25 protein-coding genes are annotated in these 13,874 nt (G+C 49.5%); all 25 read left to right on the top strand.

Going from position 1 to position 13,874, the window contains the following annotated elements; translation table 11 throughout:
* Nucleotides 1-41 precede the first annotated feature (41 nt).
* The 25 genes from rpsL to rplO all read left to right on the top strand — a co-directional run bounded on the left by rpsL (nucleotide 42) and on the right by rplO (nucleotide 13,856).
* Nucleotides 42-422 carry a 30S ribosomal protein S12 gene (gene rpsL / locus AC8GFK_RS05865; protein ID WP_095526877.1) on the top strand — a complete coding sequence of 127 codons (381 nt, stop codon included), beginning with the start codon at nucleotides 42-44 and terminating at the stop codon, nucleotides 420-422.
* Nucleotides 422-892, top strand: coding sequence for a 30S ribosomal protein S7 (rpsG, locus tag AC8GFK_RS05860; RefSeq protein WP_095531025.1), 471 nt, complete (start codon nucleotides 422-424; stop codon nucleotides 890-892). The genes rpsL and rpsG overlap by 1 nt, the downstream gene beginning before the upstream one ends.
* 103 nt (nucleotides 893-995) lie before the next feature.
* A complete protein-coding gene (gene fusA / locus AC8GFK_RS05855) occupies nucleotides 996-3,101 on the top strand; it encodes an elongation factor G (protein ID WP_095673929.1) in 2,106 nt (701 codons plus the stop codon).
* Nucleotides 3,102-3,165: 64 nt separating this feature from the next.
* Nucleotides 3,166-4,359, top strand: coding sequence for an elongation factor Tu (gene tuf, locus AC8GFK_RS05850; protein ID WP_095673928.1), 1,194 nt, complete (start codon nucleotides 3,166-3,168; stop codon nucleotides 4,357-4,359).
* 115 nt (nucleotides 4,360-4,474) lie between these two features.
* Nucleotides 4,475-4,783, top strand: a complete 309-nt coding sequence (gene rpsJ, locus AC8GFK_RS05845) for a 30S ribosomal protein S10 (protein WP_017955300.1) — start codon at nucleotides 4,475-4,477, stop codon at nucleotides 4,781-4,783.
* Between the two features lie 16 nt (nucleotides 4,784-4,799).
* Nucleotides 4,800-5,498, top strand: coding sequence for a 50S ribosomal protein L3 (gene rplC, locus AC8GFK_RS05840; RefSeq protein WP_095673927.1), 699 nt, complete (start codon nucleotides 4,800-4,802; stop codon nucleotides 5,496-5,498).
* A 2-nt stretch (nucleotides 5,499-5,500) separates the two neighbouring features.
* Nucleotides 5,501-6,172 (top strand): 50S ribosomal protein L4, encoded by a 672-nt coding sequence (rplD, locus tag AC8GFK_RS05835; RefSeq protein ID WP_095531029.1) that lies wholly within the window; start codon nucleotides 5,501-5,503, stop codon nucleotides 6,170-6,172.
* Nucleotides 6,172-6,465, top strand: a complete 294-nt coding sequence (gene rplW / locus AC8GFK_RS05830; RefSeq protein WP_095531030.1) for a 50S ribosomal protein L23 — start codon at nucleotides 6,172-6,174, stop codon at nucleotides 6,463-6,465. Before rplD ends, rplW begins: the two co-directional genes overlap by 1 nt.
* 31 nt (nucleotides 6,466-6,496) lie before the next feature.
* Entirely contained in the window at nucleotides 6,497-7,330 is an 834-nt protein-coding gene (gene rplB, locus AC8GFK_RS05825; protein ID WP_095673926.1) for a 50S ribosomal protein L2, read from the top strand.
* Between the two features lie 9 nt (nucleotides 7,331-7,339).
* On the top strand, nucleotides 7,340-7,621 hold the full coding sequence (gene rpsS, locus AC8GFK_RS05820) for a 30S ribosomal protein S19 (protein WP_095531032.1): 282 nt from the start codon (nucleotides 7,340-7,342) through the stop codon (nucleotides 7,619-7,621).
* Nucleotides 7,614-8,084 carry a 50S ribosomal protein L22 gene (gene rplV, locus AC8GFK_RS05815; RefSeq protein ID WP_506625013.1) on the top strand — a complete coding sequence of 157 codons (471 nt, stop codon included), beginning with the start codon at nucleotides 7,614-7,616 and terminating at the stop codon, nucleotides 8,082-8,084. The genes rpsS and rplV overlap by 8 nt, the downstream gene beginning before the upstream one ends.
* A complete protein-coding gene (rpsC, locus tag AC8GFK_RS05810; RefSeq protein ID WP_506625012.1) occupies nucleotides 8,084-8,872 on the top strand; it encodes a 30S ribosomal protein S3 in 789 nt (262 codons plus the stop codon). The genes rplV and rpsC overlap by 1 nt, the downstream gene beginning before the upstream one ends.
* Complete coding sequence (gene rplP, locus AC8GFK_RS05805; RefSeq protein WP_095531035.1) at nucleotides 8,872-9,285, top strand: 50S ribosomal protein L16; 414 nt, start codon at nucleotides 8,872-8,874, stop codon at nucleotides 9,283-9,285. Before rpsC ends, rplP begins: the two co-directional genes overlap by 1 nt.
* A gap of 2 nt (nucleotides 9,286-9,287) precedes the next feature.
* Complete coding sequence (rpmC, locus tag AC8GFK_RS05800) at nucleotides 9,288-9,500, top strand: 50S ribosomal protein L29 (protein ID WP_095531036.1); 213 nt, start codon at nucleotides 9,288-9,290, stop codon at nucleotides 9,498-9,500.
* Nucleotides 9,500-9,769, top strand: coding sequence for a 30S ribosomal protein S17 (gene rpsQ, locus AC8GFK_RS05795; protein ID WP_017955290.1), 270 nt, complete (start codon nucleotides 9,500-9,502; stop codon nucleotides 9,767-9,769). Before rpmC ends, rpsQ begins: the two co-directional genes overlap by 1 nt.
* Nucleotides 9,770-9,783: 14 nt before the next feature.
* A complete protein-coding gene (rplN, locus tag AC8GFK_RS05790; protein ID WP_017955289.1) occupies nucleotides 9,784-10,152 on the top strand; it encodes a 50S ribosomal protein L14 in 369 nt (122 codons plus the stop codon).
* A gap of 2 nt (nucleotides 10,153-10,154) precedes the next feature.
* Entirely contained in the window at nucleotides 10,155-10,466 is a 312-nt protein-coding gene (gene rplX / locus AC8GFK_RS05785) for a 50S ribosomal protein L24 (RefSeq protein WP_095531037.1), read from the top strand.
* Complete coding sequence (gene rplE, locus AC8GFK_RS05780; RefSeq protein ID WP_095673922.1) at nucleotides 10,466-11,023, top strand: 50S ribosomal protein L5; 558 nt, start codon at nucleotides 10,466-10,468, stop codon at nucleotides 11,021-11,023. Before rplX ends, rplE begins: the two co-directional genes overlap by 1 nt.
* Before the next feature lie 2 nt (nucleotides 11,024-11,025).
* On the top strand, nucleotides 11,026-11,211 hold the full coding sequence (locus tag AC8GFK_RS05775) for a type Z 30S ribosomal protein S14 (RefSeq protein WP_017955286.1): 186 nt from the start codon (nucleotides 11,026-11,028) through the stop codon (nucleotides 11,209-11,211).
* 68 nt (nucleotides 11,212-11,279) lie between these two features.
* Nucleotides 11,280-11,684, top strand: coding sequence for a 30S ribosomal protein S8 (rpsH, locus tag AC8GFK_RS05770; protein WP_506625011.1), 405 nt, complete (start codon nucleotides 11,280-11,282; stop codon nucleotides 11,682-11,684).
* Between the two features lie 7 nt (nucleotides 11,685-11,691).
* The gene (gene rplF, locus AC8GFK_RS05765; RefSeq protein WP_506625010.1) at nucleotides 11,692-12,231 is read left to right on the top strand and encodes a 50S ribosomal protein L6; all 540 of its coding nucleotides are present in this window, start codon (nucleotides 11,692-11,694) and stop codon (nucleotides 12,229-12,231) included.
* Nucleotides 12,231-12,608 (top strand): 50S ribosomal protein L18, encoded by a 378-nt coding sequence (gene rplR / locus AC8GFK_RS05760; RefSeq protein WP_095531041.1) that lies wholly within the window; start codon nucleotides 12,231-12,233, stop codon nucleotides 12,606-12,608. Before rplF ends, rplR begins: the two co-directional genes overlap by 1 nt.
* Nucleotides 12,608-13,231, top strand: a complete 624-nt coding sequence (rpsE, locus tag AC8GFK_RS05755) for a 30S ribosomal protein S5 (protein ID WP_095531042.1) — start codon at nucleotides 12,608-12,610, stop codon at nucleotides 13,229-13,231. Before rplR ends, rpsE begins: the two co-directional genes overlap by 1 nt.
* Nucleotides 13,231-13,413, top strand: a complete 183-nt coding sequence (rpmD, locus tag AC8GFK_RS05750; RefSeq protein ID WP_017955281.1) for a 50S ribosomal protein L30 — start codon at nucleotides 13,231-13,233, stop codon at nucleotides 13,411-13,413. Before rpsE ends, rpmD begins: the two co-directional genes overlap by 1 nt.
* 2 nt (nucleotides 13,414-13,415) lie before the next feature.
* A complete protein-coding gene (rplO, locus tag AC8GFK_RS05745; protein ID WP_506625009.1) occupies nucleotides 13,416-13,856 on the top strand; it encodes a 50S ribosomal protein L15 in 441 nt (146 codons plus the stop codon).
* Nucleotides 13,857-13,874 lie beyond the last annotated feature (18 nt).

Genomic DNA, 13,874 nt, shown 5'->3' with positions numbered 1-13,874 from the left:
GACAGTGAGCGTAAAAGTACGGATACAAAAAGGAGAATGTAGTGCCAACTATTCAACAGTTAGTGCGTCGTGGTCGTGCAGAAAAGACTACGAAGACAAATACACCTGCGCTAAAGGGTTCACCACAGCGTCGCGGTGTTTGCACACGTGTGTACACAACAACACCTAAGAAGCCAAACTCTGCGCTTCGTAAAGTTGCACGTGTTCGTCTTACTAGCGGCATGGAAGTTACTGCATACATTCCAGGTGAAGGTCACAACCTTCAAGAGCACTCAATCGTTCTTGTACGCGGAGGCCGCGTAAAGGATCTTCCTGGTGTTCGTTACAAAATTATTCGTGGATCACTTGATACACAAGGTGTTAAGAACCGTAAGCAATCACGTTCACGTTACGGTGCTAAGAGAGAGAAGAAGGCTAGCTAATGCCACGTAAAGGTCCTGTAGTAAAGACTCCTGTAGTTGCTGATCCTGTTTACAGCTCACCAATCGTTACAGCGCTAATCAACCGCGTACTCCTTCACGGTAAGCGCTCAACAGCAGAAGCAATTGTTTACGGTGCTCTCGAAGGCACACGTAAGAAGACTGACGTTGATCCACTCATTACATTGAAGCGCGCACTCGACAACATCAAGCCTGCTGTTGAAGTTCGTTCACGTCGTGTTGGTGGAGCTACTTACCAGGTTCCAGTTGAAGTTAAAGCATCACGCTCTTCAACACTTGCTCTTCGCTGGCTCGTTGATTACTCACGCGATCGTCGTGAGAAGTCAATGTCAGAGCGTCTTCAGAATGAATTGATCGATGCAGCAAACGGTCTCGGAGCAGCTGTAAAGCGCCGCGAAGATACCCACAAGATGGCTGAAGCAAATAAGGCATTTGCTCACTACCGCTGGTAACTCGCCCATCGGCGGTTAGCGAATAGAAAACGCTAAGCGTCTTAAGGCAAAGAGAACGACAGATACGACAAAAGTTTTACCTAACAGAAGAAGAGGAATATAAGTGTCAACAGTAGAGAAGATCGATCTAGCTACGGTTCGCAATATCGGAATCATGGCTCACATCGACGCGGGCAAAACCACGACTACTGAGCGCATCCTTTTCTACACAGGTATCTCATACAAGATCGGTGAAGTGCACGAAGGTGCAGCAACGATGGACTGGATGGAGCAGGAACAAGAGCGCGGTATCACTATCACCTCTGCTGCAACCACATGTATGTGGAAGGGCAACCTGATCAACATCATCGATACACCGGGCCACGTTGACTTCACAGTTGAAGTAGAACGTTCACTCCGTGTTCTCGACGGCGCAGTTGCTGTATTCGACGGTGTTGCTGGTGTTGAACCGCAATCAGAAACAGTTTGGCGCCAAGCAGATCGTTACTCAGTTCCACGTATCTGTTTCGTTAACAAGCTTGACCGTACAGGTGCATCATTCGACAAGTGCGTAGGCATGATCAAGGATCGCCTTAACGCAGTTGCTCTCGTTCTTCAGCTTCCAATCGGAAACGAATCAGATTTCATCGGTGTAGTTGACCTCATCGCAATGAAGGCGCTTGTATGGCGTGGCGAAACTAAAAAGGGCGAAGACTACGTAGTCGAAGAGATTCCAGCTGACATGGCTGACAAGTGCAAGGAAGCTCGTGCAGCAATGCTCGAAACTCTTGCTGAGAACGATGATGCAATCATGGAGAAGTTCCTCGAAGGTGCAGAACTTTCAGAGGACGAAATCATTGCTGGTATCCGTCGCGCAACAATCTCTGCAAAGCTTTCACCAGTTCTTACAGGTTCTGCCTTTAAGAACAAGGGTGTTCAGCCAATGCTTGATGCTGTAAACCGTTACCTTCCATCACCACTCGATATCGATGCAATCGTCGGTACAGATATGAACGATTCAGAAGTTGAAATGAAGCGTCTTCCAAAGAACGAAGAGCCATTCTCAGCACTCGCGTTCAAGATCATGACTGATCCACACCTTGGAAAGCTCACATTTATCCGTGTTTACTCAGGCGTTCTTGAGACAGGATCAACAATCCTTAACTCAACAAAGAACCGCAAAGAGCGCATCGGAAAGATTTACCAGATGCACGCTAACAAGCGCGAAGAACGCGACAATGTTGGTGCGGGCATGATCGTTGCTGTTATGGGTCTTAAGGACACAACAACAGGCGAAACACTTTGCGATCCTGCAAAGCCAGTAATTCTCGAGTCAATGGACTTCCCAGCACCAGTTATCTCTGTTGCTATCGAGCCAAAGACAAAGGGCGACCAGGAAAAGCTCGGCGTTGCAATTCAGCGTCTATCTGAAGAAGATCCAACATTCCACGTTGAAACTGATGAAGAAACAGGTCAGACAATCATCGCTGGTATGGGTGAACTTCACCTCGAAATCCTTGTCGACCGTATGCGTCGCGAATTTAAGGTTGAAGCTAACGTCGGTAAGCCACAGGTTGCATACCGCGAAACACTTCGTAAGCCAGTTGCACGCCACGACTACACACACAAGAAGCAGACAGGTGGTTCTGGTCAGTTCGCAAAGATTCAGATCGCTATCGAGCCACTTCCAACAGGTGAAGTTGAAGGCGGATACGAATTCGTAAACAAGATCACTGGTGGTCGCGTTCCACGCGAGTACATCCCATCAGTTGATGCAGGTTGTAAGGAAGCGATGACAGCAGGACCACTTGCTGGATATCCACTTACAGATGTACGAGTAACTCTTCTTGACGGCGCGTATCACGATGTTGACTCATCGGAACTCGCATTCAAGGTGGCTGGTATCGCAGCGTTTAAGGAAGCAGCAAAGCTTGCTGATCCTGCAATTCTCGAACCAGTGATGAAAGTCGAAGTTGTTACCCCTGAAGACTTCATGGGTGATGTCATCGGCGATCTCAACAGTCGTCGTGGCCAAATTCAGGCCATGGACGAGCGGTCAGGTGCCCGCGTTGTTAGGGCGCTAGTTCCGTTGTCAGAGATGTTCGGCTATGTCGGCGATCTCCGCTCCAGAACACAAGGTCGCGCGAGCTACAGCATGGAGTTCGACAGCTATGCCGAAGTTCCAGGCAACGTCGCAAAGGAAATCATTGCGAAAGTTCGCGGCGAATAACCCTAATAAGCACAAAACACAATCCCTAATAACTAAGCACTAGATAAACGAAAGAGGAACCAAAATGGCAAAAGCCAAGTTCGAGCGCACAAAGCCGCACGTTAACATCGGAACCATCGGCCACATTGACCACGGTAAGACAACACTTACTGCTGCGATCTCAAAGGTCTTGCACGACAAGTACCCTGATGTAAACCCATTCACACCTTTTGATCAGATCGATAAGGCGCCAGAAGAGCGCCAGCGCGGTATCACAATCTCTATCGCACACATCGAATACCAGACTGAAAAGCGTCACTACGCACACGTTGACTGCCCAGGCCACGCTGACTACATCAAGAACATGATCACTGGTGCTGCACAGATGGACGGAGCAATCCTCGTTGTTGCAGCTACTGACGGCCCAATGCCACAGACTAAGGAGCACGTTCTCCTTGCTCGTCAGGTAGGCGTTCCATCAATCGTTGTTGCACTTAACAAGTCAGACATGGTTGATGACGAAGAAATTCTTGAACTCGTTGAAATGGAAGTTCGTGAACTTCTTTCTAAGTACGAGTTCCCAGGCGATGACACTCCAATCGTTCGTATCTCAGCACTTAAGGCACTTGAGGGTGACCAGAAGTGGGCAGATAAGTTGATGGAGCTCATGGATGCAGTAGATGCATTCATCCCACAGCCAGCTCGCGAAATCGACAAGCCATTCCTTATGCCAGTTGAAGACGTTTTCACAATCACAGGTCGTGGAACAGTTATCACCGGTCGTATCGAGCGCGGCGTCGTAAAGGTCAACGAAGAAGTTGAAATCGTTGGTATTCGCACAGAGGCTCAGAAGACAACTGTTACAGGCGTCGAAATGTTCCGTAAGTTGCTCGACGAAGGTCAGGCTGGCGAGAACGTCGGACTTCTTCTTCGTGGACTTAAGCGTGAAGATGTAGAGCGTGGTCAGGTTGTTTGCAAGCCTGGCTCAATCACACCTCACACAGAGTTCGATGCATCTGCATACATCCTTTCAAAGGATGAAGGCGGTCGTCACACTCCATTCTTCAACAACTACCGTCCACAGTTCTACTTCCGTACAACTGACGTGACTGGCGTTGTAACTCTTCCAGAAGGCACCGAAATGGTTATGCCTGGCGATAACACTGAGATGGCAGTAACTCTCATCCAGCCAATCGCGATGGAAGAAGGACTCCGCTTCGCAATCCGCGAAGGTGGCCGCACAGTAGGTGCAGGTCGCGTTACAAAGATCAAGAAGTAAATCTTGTAAGAGTGGCGGTGGCCTTAAAACCACCGCCACTCAACAAAATTTTTGCAGTAAAGCTTGAAAATTAAAAACAGAAGATTGAACTAACGAAAGTAAAGAGGAGAACGACATGGCGGGACAAAAGATCCGCATTCGACTCAAGGCGTATGACCACGAGGTAATTGACTCATCAGCGAAGAAGATCGTTGAGACAGTCGAGCGCACTGGTGCAACCGTCGCGGGTCCAGTGCCGCTACCAACAGAGAAGAACACCTATTGCGTGATTCGCTCTCCTCACAAATATAAGGACAGCCGCGAGCACTTCGAGATGCGCACACATAAGCGCCTCATCGACATCATCGACCCAACACCTAAGACTGTTGATTCATTGATGCGTCTCGACTTGCCAGCTGGCGTCGACATCGAGATTAAGCTCTAAGGAAAGGACGAAAACCATGGCATATACAGTTGTAACTCAGTCTTACGGTTCGTCCATCAAGGGCGTTCTCGGTAAGAAGCTTGGCATGACCCAAGTATTCGACTCAAATAACAAGATGATTCCTGTAACAGTAGTTTCAGTTGATTCATGCGTTGTTACATCGATTCGCACACCTGAGAAGGATGGCTACTCAGCTGTTCAGCTCGGCTTCGGCGCAATCGATCCAAAGAAGATTTCAAAGCCACTCGCTGGTCAGTATGCAAAGTCAGGCGTCACTCCTCGTCGCTCAATTGCAGAACTCCGCACATTGTCAGCTGCTGATTACACAGTTGGACAAGAGATTGGCGCATCAACATTTGCTGTCGGCGATATCGTCGATGCAACCGGAACATCAACCGGTAAGGGAACTGCTGGCGTTATGAAGCGCCACGGCTTCGGTGGTCTTGGTTCTTCACACGGTGTAGATCGTAAGCACCGTATGCCAGGTTCAATCGGCGCATGTTCAACACCAGGTCGCGTTTTCAAGGGAATGCGCATGATGGGTCGTATGGGTAACGAGAAGGTCACTACACAGAACCTCACAGTTCAGGGTGTTGATCTCGAGCGCAACCTACTTCTTATCAAGGGTGCTGTTCCAGGTACCGATGGTGGTCTCGTCTTTATCCGCTCAGCTGCCAAGAAGGCAATTGTTGAAACTGTAAAGGCTGGTATGTAACCATGGCGCTTACACTCGAAGTTAAGAACGCAGAAGGAAAGAAAGTTGGCTCAGTTGATTTGCCAGCAGAAATCTTTGATGCGCAGACAAACATTCCTTTAATTCACCAAGTCGTAACAGCTCAACTTGCAGCTGCACGTCAAGGTACACAGAAGGCAAAGAACCGTGGAGAAACTTCAGGTTCAGGTAAGAAGCCTTTCAAGCAGAAGGGAACAGGTCGTGCTCGTCAGGGTTCTGTCCGTGCTCCTCTTCAGCGCGGCGGCGGTGCTGCACACGCAGTTCGTCCACGTTCATATTTCCAGCGCACACCAAAGAAGATGATCGCAGCAGCACTTCGCGGCGTTCTCTCTGACCGTCAGCGCAACGAGCGTATTCACGTTCTTGACTCTGTAACAGCAGCTCCTTCAACAAAGGCAGCTCTCGCAGCAGTTCGTCAGTTCTCAACACGCAAGAACCTTTTGGTTGTTGTCTCACGTAACGAGGACGCTGCATGGCGTTCACTTCGTAACGCTGATGATCTCCACCTTCTAGTACCAGATCAGCTCAATGCATATGACATCTTGAAGTCAGATGATGTTGTCTTCTCAGAAGCAGCAATCAAGGATTTCTTGAAGTTCAAGGCAACTGGCAAGTCTGTTAAGTCAGTAGCACGCGAGAGTGAGGTATCTGCATAATGAAGGATCATCGCGACGTTTTGCTAGCACCAGTTGTCTCTGAAAAGAGCTACGGGTTGCTAGATGAAAACAAGTACACATTCCTGGTTGCACCAGATGCTAATAAGACAGAGATCAAGATCGCTGTTGAAAAGGTATTCGGCGTAAAGGTCATTAGCGTCAACACAATGAACCGCCAAGGAAAGAATAAGCGCACACGTTTTGGTGATGGAAAGCGCAAAGACACTAAGCGAGCAATCGTTCATGTGGCCGCTGGCGACCGTATCGACATCTTCGGAGGCCCTGTCTCGTAATTGAGATAGGACCTTAAAGAGAGGAAACCTCATGGCACTTCGCAAACTTAAGCCGACTACACCAGGTCAGCGTGGAGCAACTGTTCCAGATTTCGCAGAAATCACTCGCTCAACACCTGAAAAGTCACTTATCCGTCCGATCCACTCAAAGGGTGGTCGTAACAATCAGGGTCGCATCACTGTTCGTCACCAAGGTGGCGGTCACAAGCGTGCTTACCGTCTTATCGATTTCACACGAAATGATAAGGATGGTATTCCAGCAAAGGTTGCGCACATTGAATACGATCCAAACCGCACAGCGCGTATCGCACTTCTTCACTATGCAGATGGAGAAAAGCGTTACATCATCGCTCCAAATAAGCTTGAGCAAGGTGCAACTATTGAAAACGGTCCAAAGGCCGATATCAAGCCAGGTAACAACTTGCCACTTCGCAACATCCCAGTAGGTACAACTGTTCACGCAATCGAACTTCGCCCAGGTGGCGGAGCGAAGATCGCTCGTTCAGCTGGCGCATCAGTTCAGCTCGTTGCTAAAGATGGTCCATACGCACAACTTCGTATGCCATCTGGAGAAATCCGTAACGTAGATGTTCGTTGCCGCGCAACTGTTGGTGAAGTTGGAAACGCAGAACAAATCAACATTAACTACGGAAAGGCTGGACGTAAGCGCTGGTTAGGCGTTCGTCCATCTGTTCGTGGTGTTGTTATGAACCCTGTCGACCACCCTCACGGTGGTGGTGAAGGTAAGACCTCTGGTGGACGTCACCCAGTGACACCTTGGGGTAAGCCTGAAGCACGTACTCGTAAGAAGAAGGCTTCAGATTCAATGATCGTCCGTCGTCGTAAGTCGAACAAGAAGCGCTAAGGAGCCCTCATGCCACGTAGTCTCAAGAAGGGCCCATTCATTGATGGGCATCTCACCAAAAAGGTGGATGCGCAAAATGAAGCCAATACAAAGAATGTCATTAAGACATGGTCTCGACGCTCGATGATCTCGCCTTCAATGATTGGACACACAATTGCGGTACACGACGGTCGCAAGCATGTCCCAGTATTTATTACCGACGCAATGATCGGTCACAAGCTTGGTGAGTTCGCACCAACACGTACATTCCGCGGACACGTTAAAGATGATCGGAGAGCATCACGTGGCTAATACACAAGACGCACTCGTAGCTCGCGCAGTATTGCGCGACATTCGCCACACACCACAGAAGGCTCGTCGCGTTGTCGACTTGGTTCGTGGAATGCGTGCGGATGAAGCACTTAACGTTCTCAAGTTTGCACCACAGGCTGCAGGTTCAGATGTGTACACACTTCTTAACTCTGCAATCGCAAATGCGAAGCAGCAGAACCCAGCAATCCGTGATGCTTCAGAGCTCTGGGTTGTAGAAGCACTCGTTGACGAGGGACGCACAATGAAGCGTTTCCGCCCACGTGCACAGGGTCGCGGTTTCCGTATCCTCAAGCGCTCAAGCCACATCTCAGTAGCTGTCAGCGATACAAAGGCGACTTCGAAGTCAATCTCTCGCACATCAAACCGTGCGCAGACACGCAATCCAAAGCGTTCTGAAAAGTCACCACTCAATACACAAGCAGCGAAGGGAGCGTCCAACTAATGGGTCAAAAAGTAAACCCACACGGCTTCCGCCTCGGCATCACAACTGAATTTAAGTCACGTTGGTATGCAGATAAGTTGTACAAGGATTACGTCAAGGAAGATGTCGAAATCCGCCGACTTATGCAGAAGGGCATGGAGCGCGCAGGCGTTTCACGCATCGAAATCGAGCGCACACGTGATCGTGTACGTATCGACCTTCACACTGCTCGTCCAGGAATCGTTATCGGTCGTCGCGGACAAGAAGCTGACGTTCTTCGTCAGAAGCTTGAGAAGCTCACCGGCAAGCAGGTTCAGCTCAACATTCTCGAAGTTAAGAATCCAGAAATTGATGCACAGCTTGTTGCACAAGGAATCGCCGAGCAGCTTGCTGCACGTGTTTCATTCCGTCGCGCAATGAAGAAGTCAATGCAGTCAGCGATGAAGGCAGGAGCGCAGGGCATTCGTGTTCAGTGCGGTGGTCGTCTCGGTGGTGCAGAAATGTCACGTTCTGAGTTCTACCGTGAAGGACGCGTTCCACTACACACACTTCGCGCTGATATTGATTACGGTTTCTACGAAGCTGCAACAACATTCGGTCGCTTGGGTGTAAAGGTTTGGATCTACAAGGGTGAAGTTATTGGTTCACGTGCAGAGCGTGCTGAAAAGGCACTTGCTGAAGCACGCGCACCAAAGCCAGAACGCCGCGGACCACGTACACCACGTGCTCCACGCGCAGAGGTGACAACTTCTCAGGCAGCAGCTCCAACTGAAGCAGCAGCACCAGCTACAGAAGGAGGCGCTGAATAATGTTGATCCCTCGCAAGGTTAAGCACCGTAAGCAGCACCACCCATCACGCTCAGGCGCATCAAAGGGTGGAACACAGGTTGCATTTGGAGACTTCGGTATCCAGGCACTTGCTCCTGCATATGTCACTAACCGTCAGATCGAAGCAGCGCGTATCGCGATGACTCGTTACATCAAGCGTGGTGGAAAGGTTTGGATCAACATCTATCCAGATCGTCCACTTACAAAGAAGCCAGCTGAAACTCGTATGGGTTCCGGTAAGGGTTCTCCAGAATGGTGGATCGCAAACGTGAAGCCAGGTCGCATTATGTTTGAAATTTCAGGCGTAACAGAGGCAGTAGCTACTGAAGCTATGCGCCTTGCGATTCACAAGCTCCCAATGAAGTGCCGCGTTGTAAAGCGTGAGGAGGCATAACCATGGCGATTACTAATGAAGAACTTCGTCAGCTAACTGCTGAAGAGTTAACTGCAAAGCTTCGTGAAGGTAAGGAAGAACTCTTCAACCTTCGCTTCCAGGCTGCAACAGGTCAGCTCGAATCACATGGTCGTCTCGGTGCAGTTCGCAAAGAGATTGCTCGTATTTACACAATTATTCGTGAACGCGAATTAGGAATTGGAGGCGCTGCGTAATGGCTACTAATACCGAAGATCGCGGATCTCGTAAGACTCGTGAAGGCATTGTTGTCTCAGACAAGATGGATAAGACCATCACCGTTGAGGTATCAAATCGTGTTGCACACGGTATGTACTCAAAGGTCATGAGCCGCACACACAAGCTCAAAGCACATGATGAGACAAACTCAGCAGGCACTGGTGACCGCGTATTGATCATGGAAACACGACCAATCTCAGCATCAAAGCGCTGGCGTTTAGTTCAAATCATCGAGAAAGCTAAGTAAGGGGCGAATAAAGAATGATTCAACAAGAATCCCGCCTACGCGTTGCGGATAACACAGGAGCTAAAGAGCTTCTCTGTATCCGTGTACTCGGAGGATCAAAGCGCCGTTACGCAGGCATCGGTGACATCATCGTCTGTTCAGTCAAGGATGCAATTCCTGGTGGACAGGTTAAGAAGGGTGAAGTCGTAAAGGCTGTCATCGTTCGTACAGTTAAAGAACGTCGTCGTCCAGACGGTTCTTACATCAAGTTTGACGAGAACGCAGCTGTCATCCTCAAGGCTGACGGCGAACCACGCGGAACTCGTATCTTCGGACCAGTTGCTCGCGAACTCCGCGACAAGAAGTTCATGAAGATCATTTCACTCGCTCCGGAGGTGCTCTAACCATGGCGAAGATTAAGAAAGATGACGAAGTCTTGGTTATCGCTGGCAAGAACAAGGGCGTAACCGGCAAGGTTCTTCATGTAGATGGAGACCGCGTAACTGTTGAAGGCGTAAACCGCATTCAGCGCCACACAAAGGAATCAACAACCGAACGTGGCGTCAAGGTCGGCGGAATCATCACACAGGAAGCATCAATCCATATTTCAAACGTCATGATCGTTGATGGAGATGGCAAGGCAACACGTCTTGGCGTTCGCACAACTGAAGACGGTTCAAATGTTCGTATCTCACGTCGCACAGGAAAGGACATCTAATGAGCACAACTACAGATGTTCGTCTCAAGGCTCGCTACAAGAGCGAAATCCAATCTGCGCTTAAGAGCGAATTCGGATATTCAAATCCAATGCAGATTCCTACACTCGTAAAGATTGTTGTCAATATGGGTGTTGGCGAAGCTGCTCGTGATTCAAAGTTGATCGAAGGTGCAATCAAGGACCTCGCAATCATCACCGGTCAGAAGCCACAGGTCACCAAGTCACGCAAGTCAATCGCGCAGTTCAAGCTTCGCGAAGGCATGCCAATTGGTGCACACGTAACGCTTCGCGGAGATCGTATGTGGGAATTCGCAGATCGTCTTCTCTCAATCTCTCTTCCACGTATCCGTGACTTCCGCGGCTTGTCACCAAAGCAATTTGATGGAAAGGGCAACTACACCTTCGGTCTTACCGAGCAGGTTGTATTCCCAGAAATCGAACAAGACAAGATCGACCGCACACGCGGTATGGATATCACGATCGTAACTACAGCTAAGAACGACGCTGAAGGTCGCGCACTACTTAAGGCGCTCGGCTTTCCTTTCAAGGAGGCATAAGAATGGCTAAAACATCACTCAAGGTTAAAGCTGCTCGCAAGCCAAAGTTCAAGGTTCGCGGTTACACACGTTGCCAGCGTTGCGGTCGTCCGCACTCTGTCTACCAAAAGTTTGGAATTTGTCGCATCTGCTTCCGTGAAATGGCGCACCGCGGCGAACTTCCTGGCATCAGCAAGGCATCTTGGTAATAACTACAAACGAATAAAGTCCTGACAAATTGTCAGGAAACTAATTTGAGAAAGGCCACAGGCCACGTATGACAATGACAGATCCAATCGCAGACATGCTTTCACGTCTGCGCAATGCGAACTCTGCCTACCATGATTCGGTTTCAATGCCGTCATCATCGGTCAAGGTACGAATTGCAGAGATCCTCAAGCAAGAGGGTTTCATTGCAGATCACCGCGTTGAAGCAGCAGCAACAGGAGTGGGAAAGAATCTCGTTCTTGATCTTAAGTTCGGTGCAAACCGTGAGCGCTCAATCGCAGGCCTTCGCCGCGTGAGCAAGCCAGGACTTCGCGTTTACGCAAAGTCAACTGCGCTTCCTAAGGTTCTCGGCGGACTCGGAGTTGCAATCATTTCAACTTCATCAGGCCTCTTGACTGATAAGCAGGCAAATAAGAAGGGTGTAGGCGGAGAAGTTCTCGCTTACGTATGGTAACCATCTAATGTCACGTATCGGTCGTATGCCTATCGCCGTTCCAAGCGGTGTAGAAATTTCAATCACAGGTCAGAACATTGCAGTGAAGGGACCTAAGGGTTCACTCGCACTTGCAGTTCCAGCACCTATCCAGGTTTCACAAGCAGATGGTGTTATCACCGTTGCTCGTCCAAATGAAGAGCGCGTAACACGTTCACTTCACGGCCTATCTCGCACACTCGTTGCGAACATGGTCGAAGGTGTAACTAACGGTTACTCACTCACAATCAACATCGTTGGTGTTGGTTACCGTGTTGCTGAAAAGGGCAAGGATCTTGAATTCCAGCTCGGCTACAGCCACCCAATTACATTCCCAGCTCCAGAAGGAATCACCTACAAGGTTGAATCACCAACAAAGTTGATTATCAGCGGAATCGATAAGCAGCTCGTTGGAGAAACCGCAGCGAAGGTAAAGAAGCTTCGCAAGGCAGATCCATACAAGGGCAAGGGCTTGCGTCTTGAAGGCGAAGTTATTCGTCGCAAGGCAGGAAAGGCAGGTAAGAAGTAATGGCAATCGGAGTTAAGGTCCGCAAGGGCTCAGCGCAGAACGCGCGTGCTCGTCGTGCTTTCCGTCTTCGTAAGAAGATCTCAGGCACACCATCACGTCCACGCCTCGTCGTTTCACGTTCATCACGCCACCTGTTCGTTCAGGTCATTGATGACACACAGAGCAAGACCATTGCTTACGCATCAACAATGGAAGCAGATCTTCGCAAGGCATCTGGCGATAAGACAGATAAGTCGAAGCAGGTCGGAGCACTCATTGCTGAACGCGCTAAGAAAGCTGGAATTTCTACAGTTGTCTTTGACCGCGCAGGTAACAAGTACCACGGTCGTATCGCAGCAGTTGCAGATTCTGCACGAGAGAACGGATTGGAGTTCTAATGGCTGTTAATCCAACTAACGATGCAGCGCCAGCAACAACTGGTGCACCTGCAAACAAGGGTCGTGGCGAACGCCGCGAACGTCGTGATGATCGCGAGAAGGAGAAGTCTCCATACACCGAGCGCGTGGTTTTCATTAACCGTGTGTCTAAGGTTGTTAAGGGTGGACGTCGCTTCTCATTCACAGCACTCGTTGTTGTGGGCGATGAAAACGGCACAGTAGGAATTGGTTACGGAAAGTCCAAGGAAGTTCCACAAGCAATTGCTAAGGCTGTCGAAGAAGCTAAGAAGTCATTCTTCACAGTCCCACGCGTTCAGGGAACTATTCCTCACCCAGTTCAGGGTGAAACAGCAGCGGGCGTAGTTCTTCTTCGCCCAGCAAGTCCAGGTACCGGAGTTATCGCTGGCGGTCCTGTTCGTGCCGTACTTGAGTGCGCTGGTGTTAAGGATGTTCTTACTAAGTCTCTCGGTTCTTCAAATGCAATCAACATGGTTCACGCAACCGTTGCTGCACTGAAGATGCTCGAGTCACCTGCACAGATTGCAACTCGTCGCGGTCGTCCGCTCGAAGATGTAGCTCCTGCAGCAATTATCCGCGCTTCACAGATGACAGTTGGTGCCTAATGCCACGTTTGAAAATCACTCAGGTTAAGTCAACCGTTGGCAACAAGCCAGAGATTCGTAACACTGTTCGTTCACTCGGACTCAAGCGAATCAACGATGTTGTCGTTAAAGAAGACCGTCCAGAAATTCGTGGCATGGCAGTAGCTGCTCGCCACTTGATCAAGGTAGAGGAGGTCGAATAAAGATGACTCTAAAACTTCATCATCTTCGTCCAGCTCCAGGTGCTAAGAAAGCTAAGACTCGTAAGGGTCGCGGTGAAGCATCAAAGGGTAAGACCGCAGGTCGCGGTGGCAAAGGTACTCACGCTCGTAACACGGTTCGTCCAGGTTTCGAAGGTGGTCAGCTTCCACTCGTAATGCGTCTGCCAAAGCTTCGTGGTTTTAAGAACCCAGCTCGCATTGAATACCAGGCAGTGAATGTCTCAACAATCAACGCACTCTTCCCAAAGGGTGGCGATGTAACTGTTGCTGATCTCATTGCAAAGGGTGCAGTTCGCGATTCATTGCCTGTAAAGGTTCTTGGAAATGGCGATATTGCAGTCAAGGTTTCAGTTACAGCACATGCATTCTCAGCATCAGCAGTCGAAAAGATTGCTGCAGCTGGCGGATCAACAGCAACACTGTAATAACTACTAGTCGTGATT

The organism is Planktophila turicensis (SeqCode), from assembly GCF_965234405.1.
In the GTDB taxonomy this organism is placed as follows: domain Bacteria; phylum Actinomycetota; class Actinomycetes; order Nanopelagicales; family Nanopelagicaceae; genus Planktophila; species Planktophila turicensis.
This window is presented reverse-complemented; position numbering and strand designations above follow the sequence as displayed.

What these genes read in the sequence shown, in the direction of transcription:
- rpsG (WP_095531025.1), top strand. Translation starts at nt 422, where the DNA reads ATGCCACGTAAAGGTCCTGTAGTAAAGACTCCTGTAGTTGCTGATCCT.
- tuf (WP_095673928.1), top strand. Translation starts at nt 3,166, where the DNA reads ATGGCAAAAGCCAAGTTCGAGCGCACAAAGCCGCACGTTAACATCGGA.
- rpsJ (WP_017955300.1), top strand. Translation starts at nt 4,475, where the DNA reads ATGGCGGGACAAAAGATCCGCATTCGACTCAAGGCGTATGACCACGAG.
- rplC (WP_095673927.1), top strand. Translation starts at nt 4,800, where the DNA reads ATGGCATATACAGTTGTAACTCAGTCTTACGGTTCGTCCATCAAGGGC.
- rplD (WP_095531029.1), top strand. Translation starts at nt 5,501, where the DNA reads ATGGCGCTTACACTCGAAGTTAAGAACGCAGAAGGAAAGAAAGTTGGC.
- rplW (WP_095531030.1), top strand. Translation starts at nt 6,172, where the DNA reads ATGAAGGATCATCGCGACGTTTTGCTAGCACCAGTTGTCTCTGAAAAG.
- rplB (WP_095673926.1), top strand. Translation starts at nt 6,497, where the DNA reads ATGGCACTTCGCAAACTTAAGCCGACTACACCAGGTCAGCGTGGAGCA.
- rpsS (WP_095531032.1), top strand. Translation starts at nt 7,340, where the DNA reads ATGCCACGTAGTCTCAAGAAGGGCCCATTCATTGATGGGCATCTCACC.
- rpsC (WP_506625012.1), top strand. Translation starts at nt 8,084, where the DNA reads ATGGGTCAAAAAGTAAACCCACACGGCTTCCGCCTCGGCATCACAACT.
- rplP (WP_095531035.1), top strand. Translation starts at nt 8,872, where the DNA reads ATGTTGATCCCTCGCAAGGTTAAGCACCGTAAGCAGCACCACCCATCA.
- rpmC (WP_095531036.1), top strand. Translation starts at nt 9,288, where the DNA reads ATGGCGATTACTAATGAAGAACTTCGTCAGCTAACTGCTGAAGAGTTA.
- rpsQ (WP_017955290.1), top strand. Translation starts at nt 9,500, where the DNA reads ATGGCTACTAATACCGAAGATCGCGGATCTCGTAAGACTCGTGAAGGC.
- rplN (WP_017955289.1), top strand. Translation starts at nt 9,784, where the DNA reads ATGATTCAACAAGAATCCCGCCTACGCGTTGCGGATAACACAGGAGCT.
- rplX (WP_095531037.1), top strand. Translation starts at nt 10,155, where the DNA reads ATGGCGAAGATTAAGAAAGATGACGAAGTCTTGGTTATCGCTGGCAAG.
- rplE (WP_095673922.1), top strand. Translation starts at nt 10,466, where the DNA reads ATGAGCACAACTACAGATGTTCGTCTCAAGGCTCGCTACAAGAGCGAA.
- AC8GFK_RS05775 (WP_017955286.1), top strand. Translation starts at nt 11,026, where the DNA reads ATGGCTAAAACATCACTCAAGGTTAAAGCTGCTCGCAAGCCAAAGTTC.
- rpsH (WP_506625011.1), top strand. Translation starts at nt 11,280, where the DNA reads ATGACAATGACAGATCCAATCGCAGACATGCTTTCACGTCTGCGCAAT.
- rplF (WP_506625010.1), top strand. Translation starts at nt 11,692, where the DNA reads ATGTCACGTATCGGTCGTATGCCTATCGCCGTTCCAAGCGGTGTAGAA.
- rplR (WP_095531041.1), top strand. Translation starts at nt 12,231, where the DNA reads ATGGCAATCGGAGTTAAGGTCCGCAAGGGCTCAGCGCAGAACGCGCGT.
- rpsE (WP_095531042.1), top strand. Translation starts at nt 12,608, where the DNA reads ATGGCTGTTAATCCAACTAACGATGCAGCGCCAGCAACAACTGGTGCA.
- rpmD (WP_017955281.1), top strand. Translation starts at nt 13,231, where the DNA reads ATGCCACGTTTGAAAATCACTCAGGTTAAGTCAACCGTTGGCAACAAG.
- rplO (WP_506625009.1), top strand. Translation starts at nt 13,416, where the DNA reads ATGACTCTAAAACTTCATCATCTTCGTCCAGCTCCAGGTGCTAAGAAA.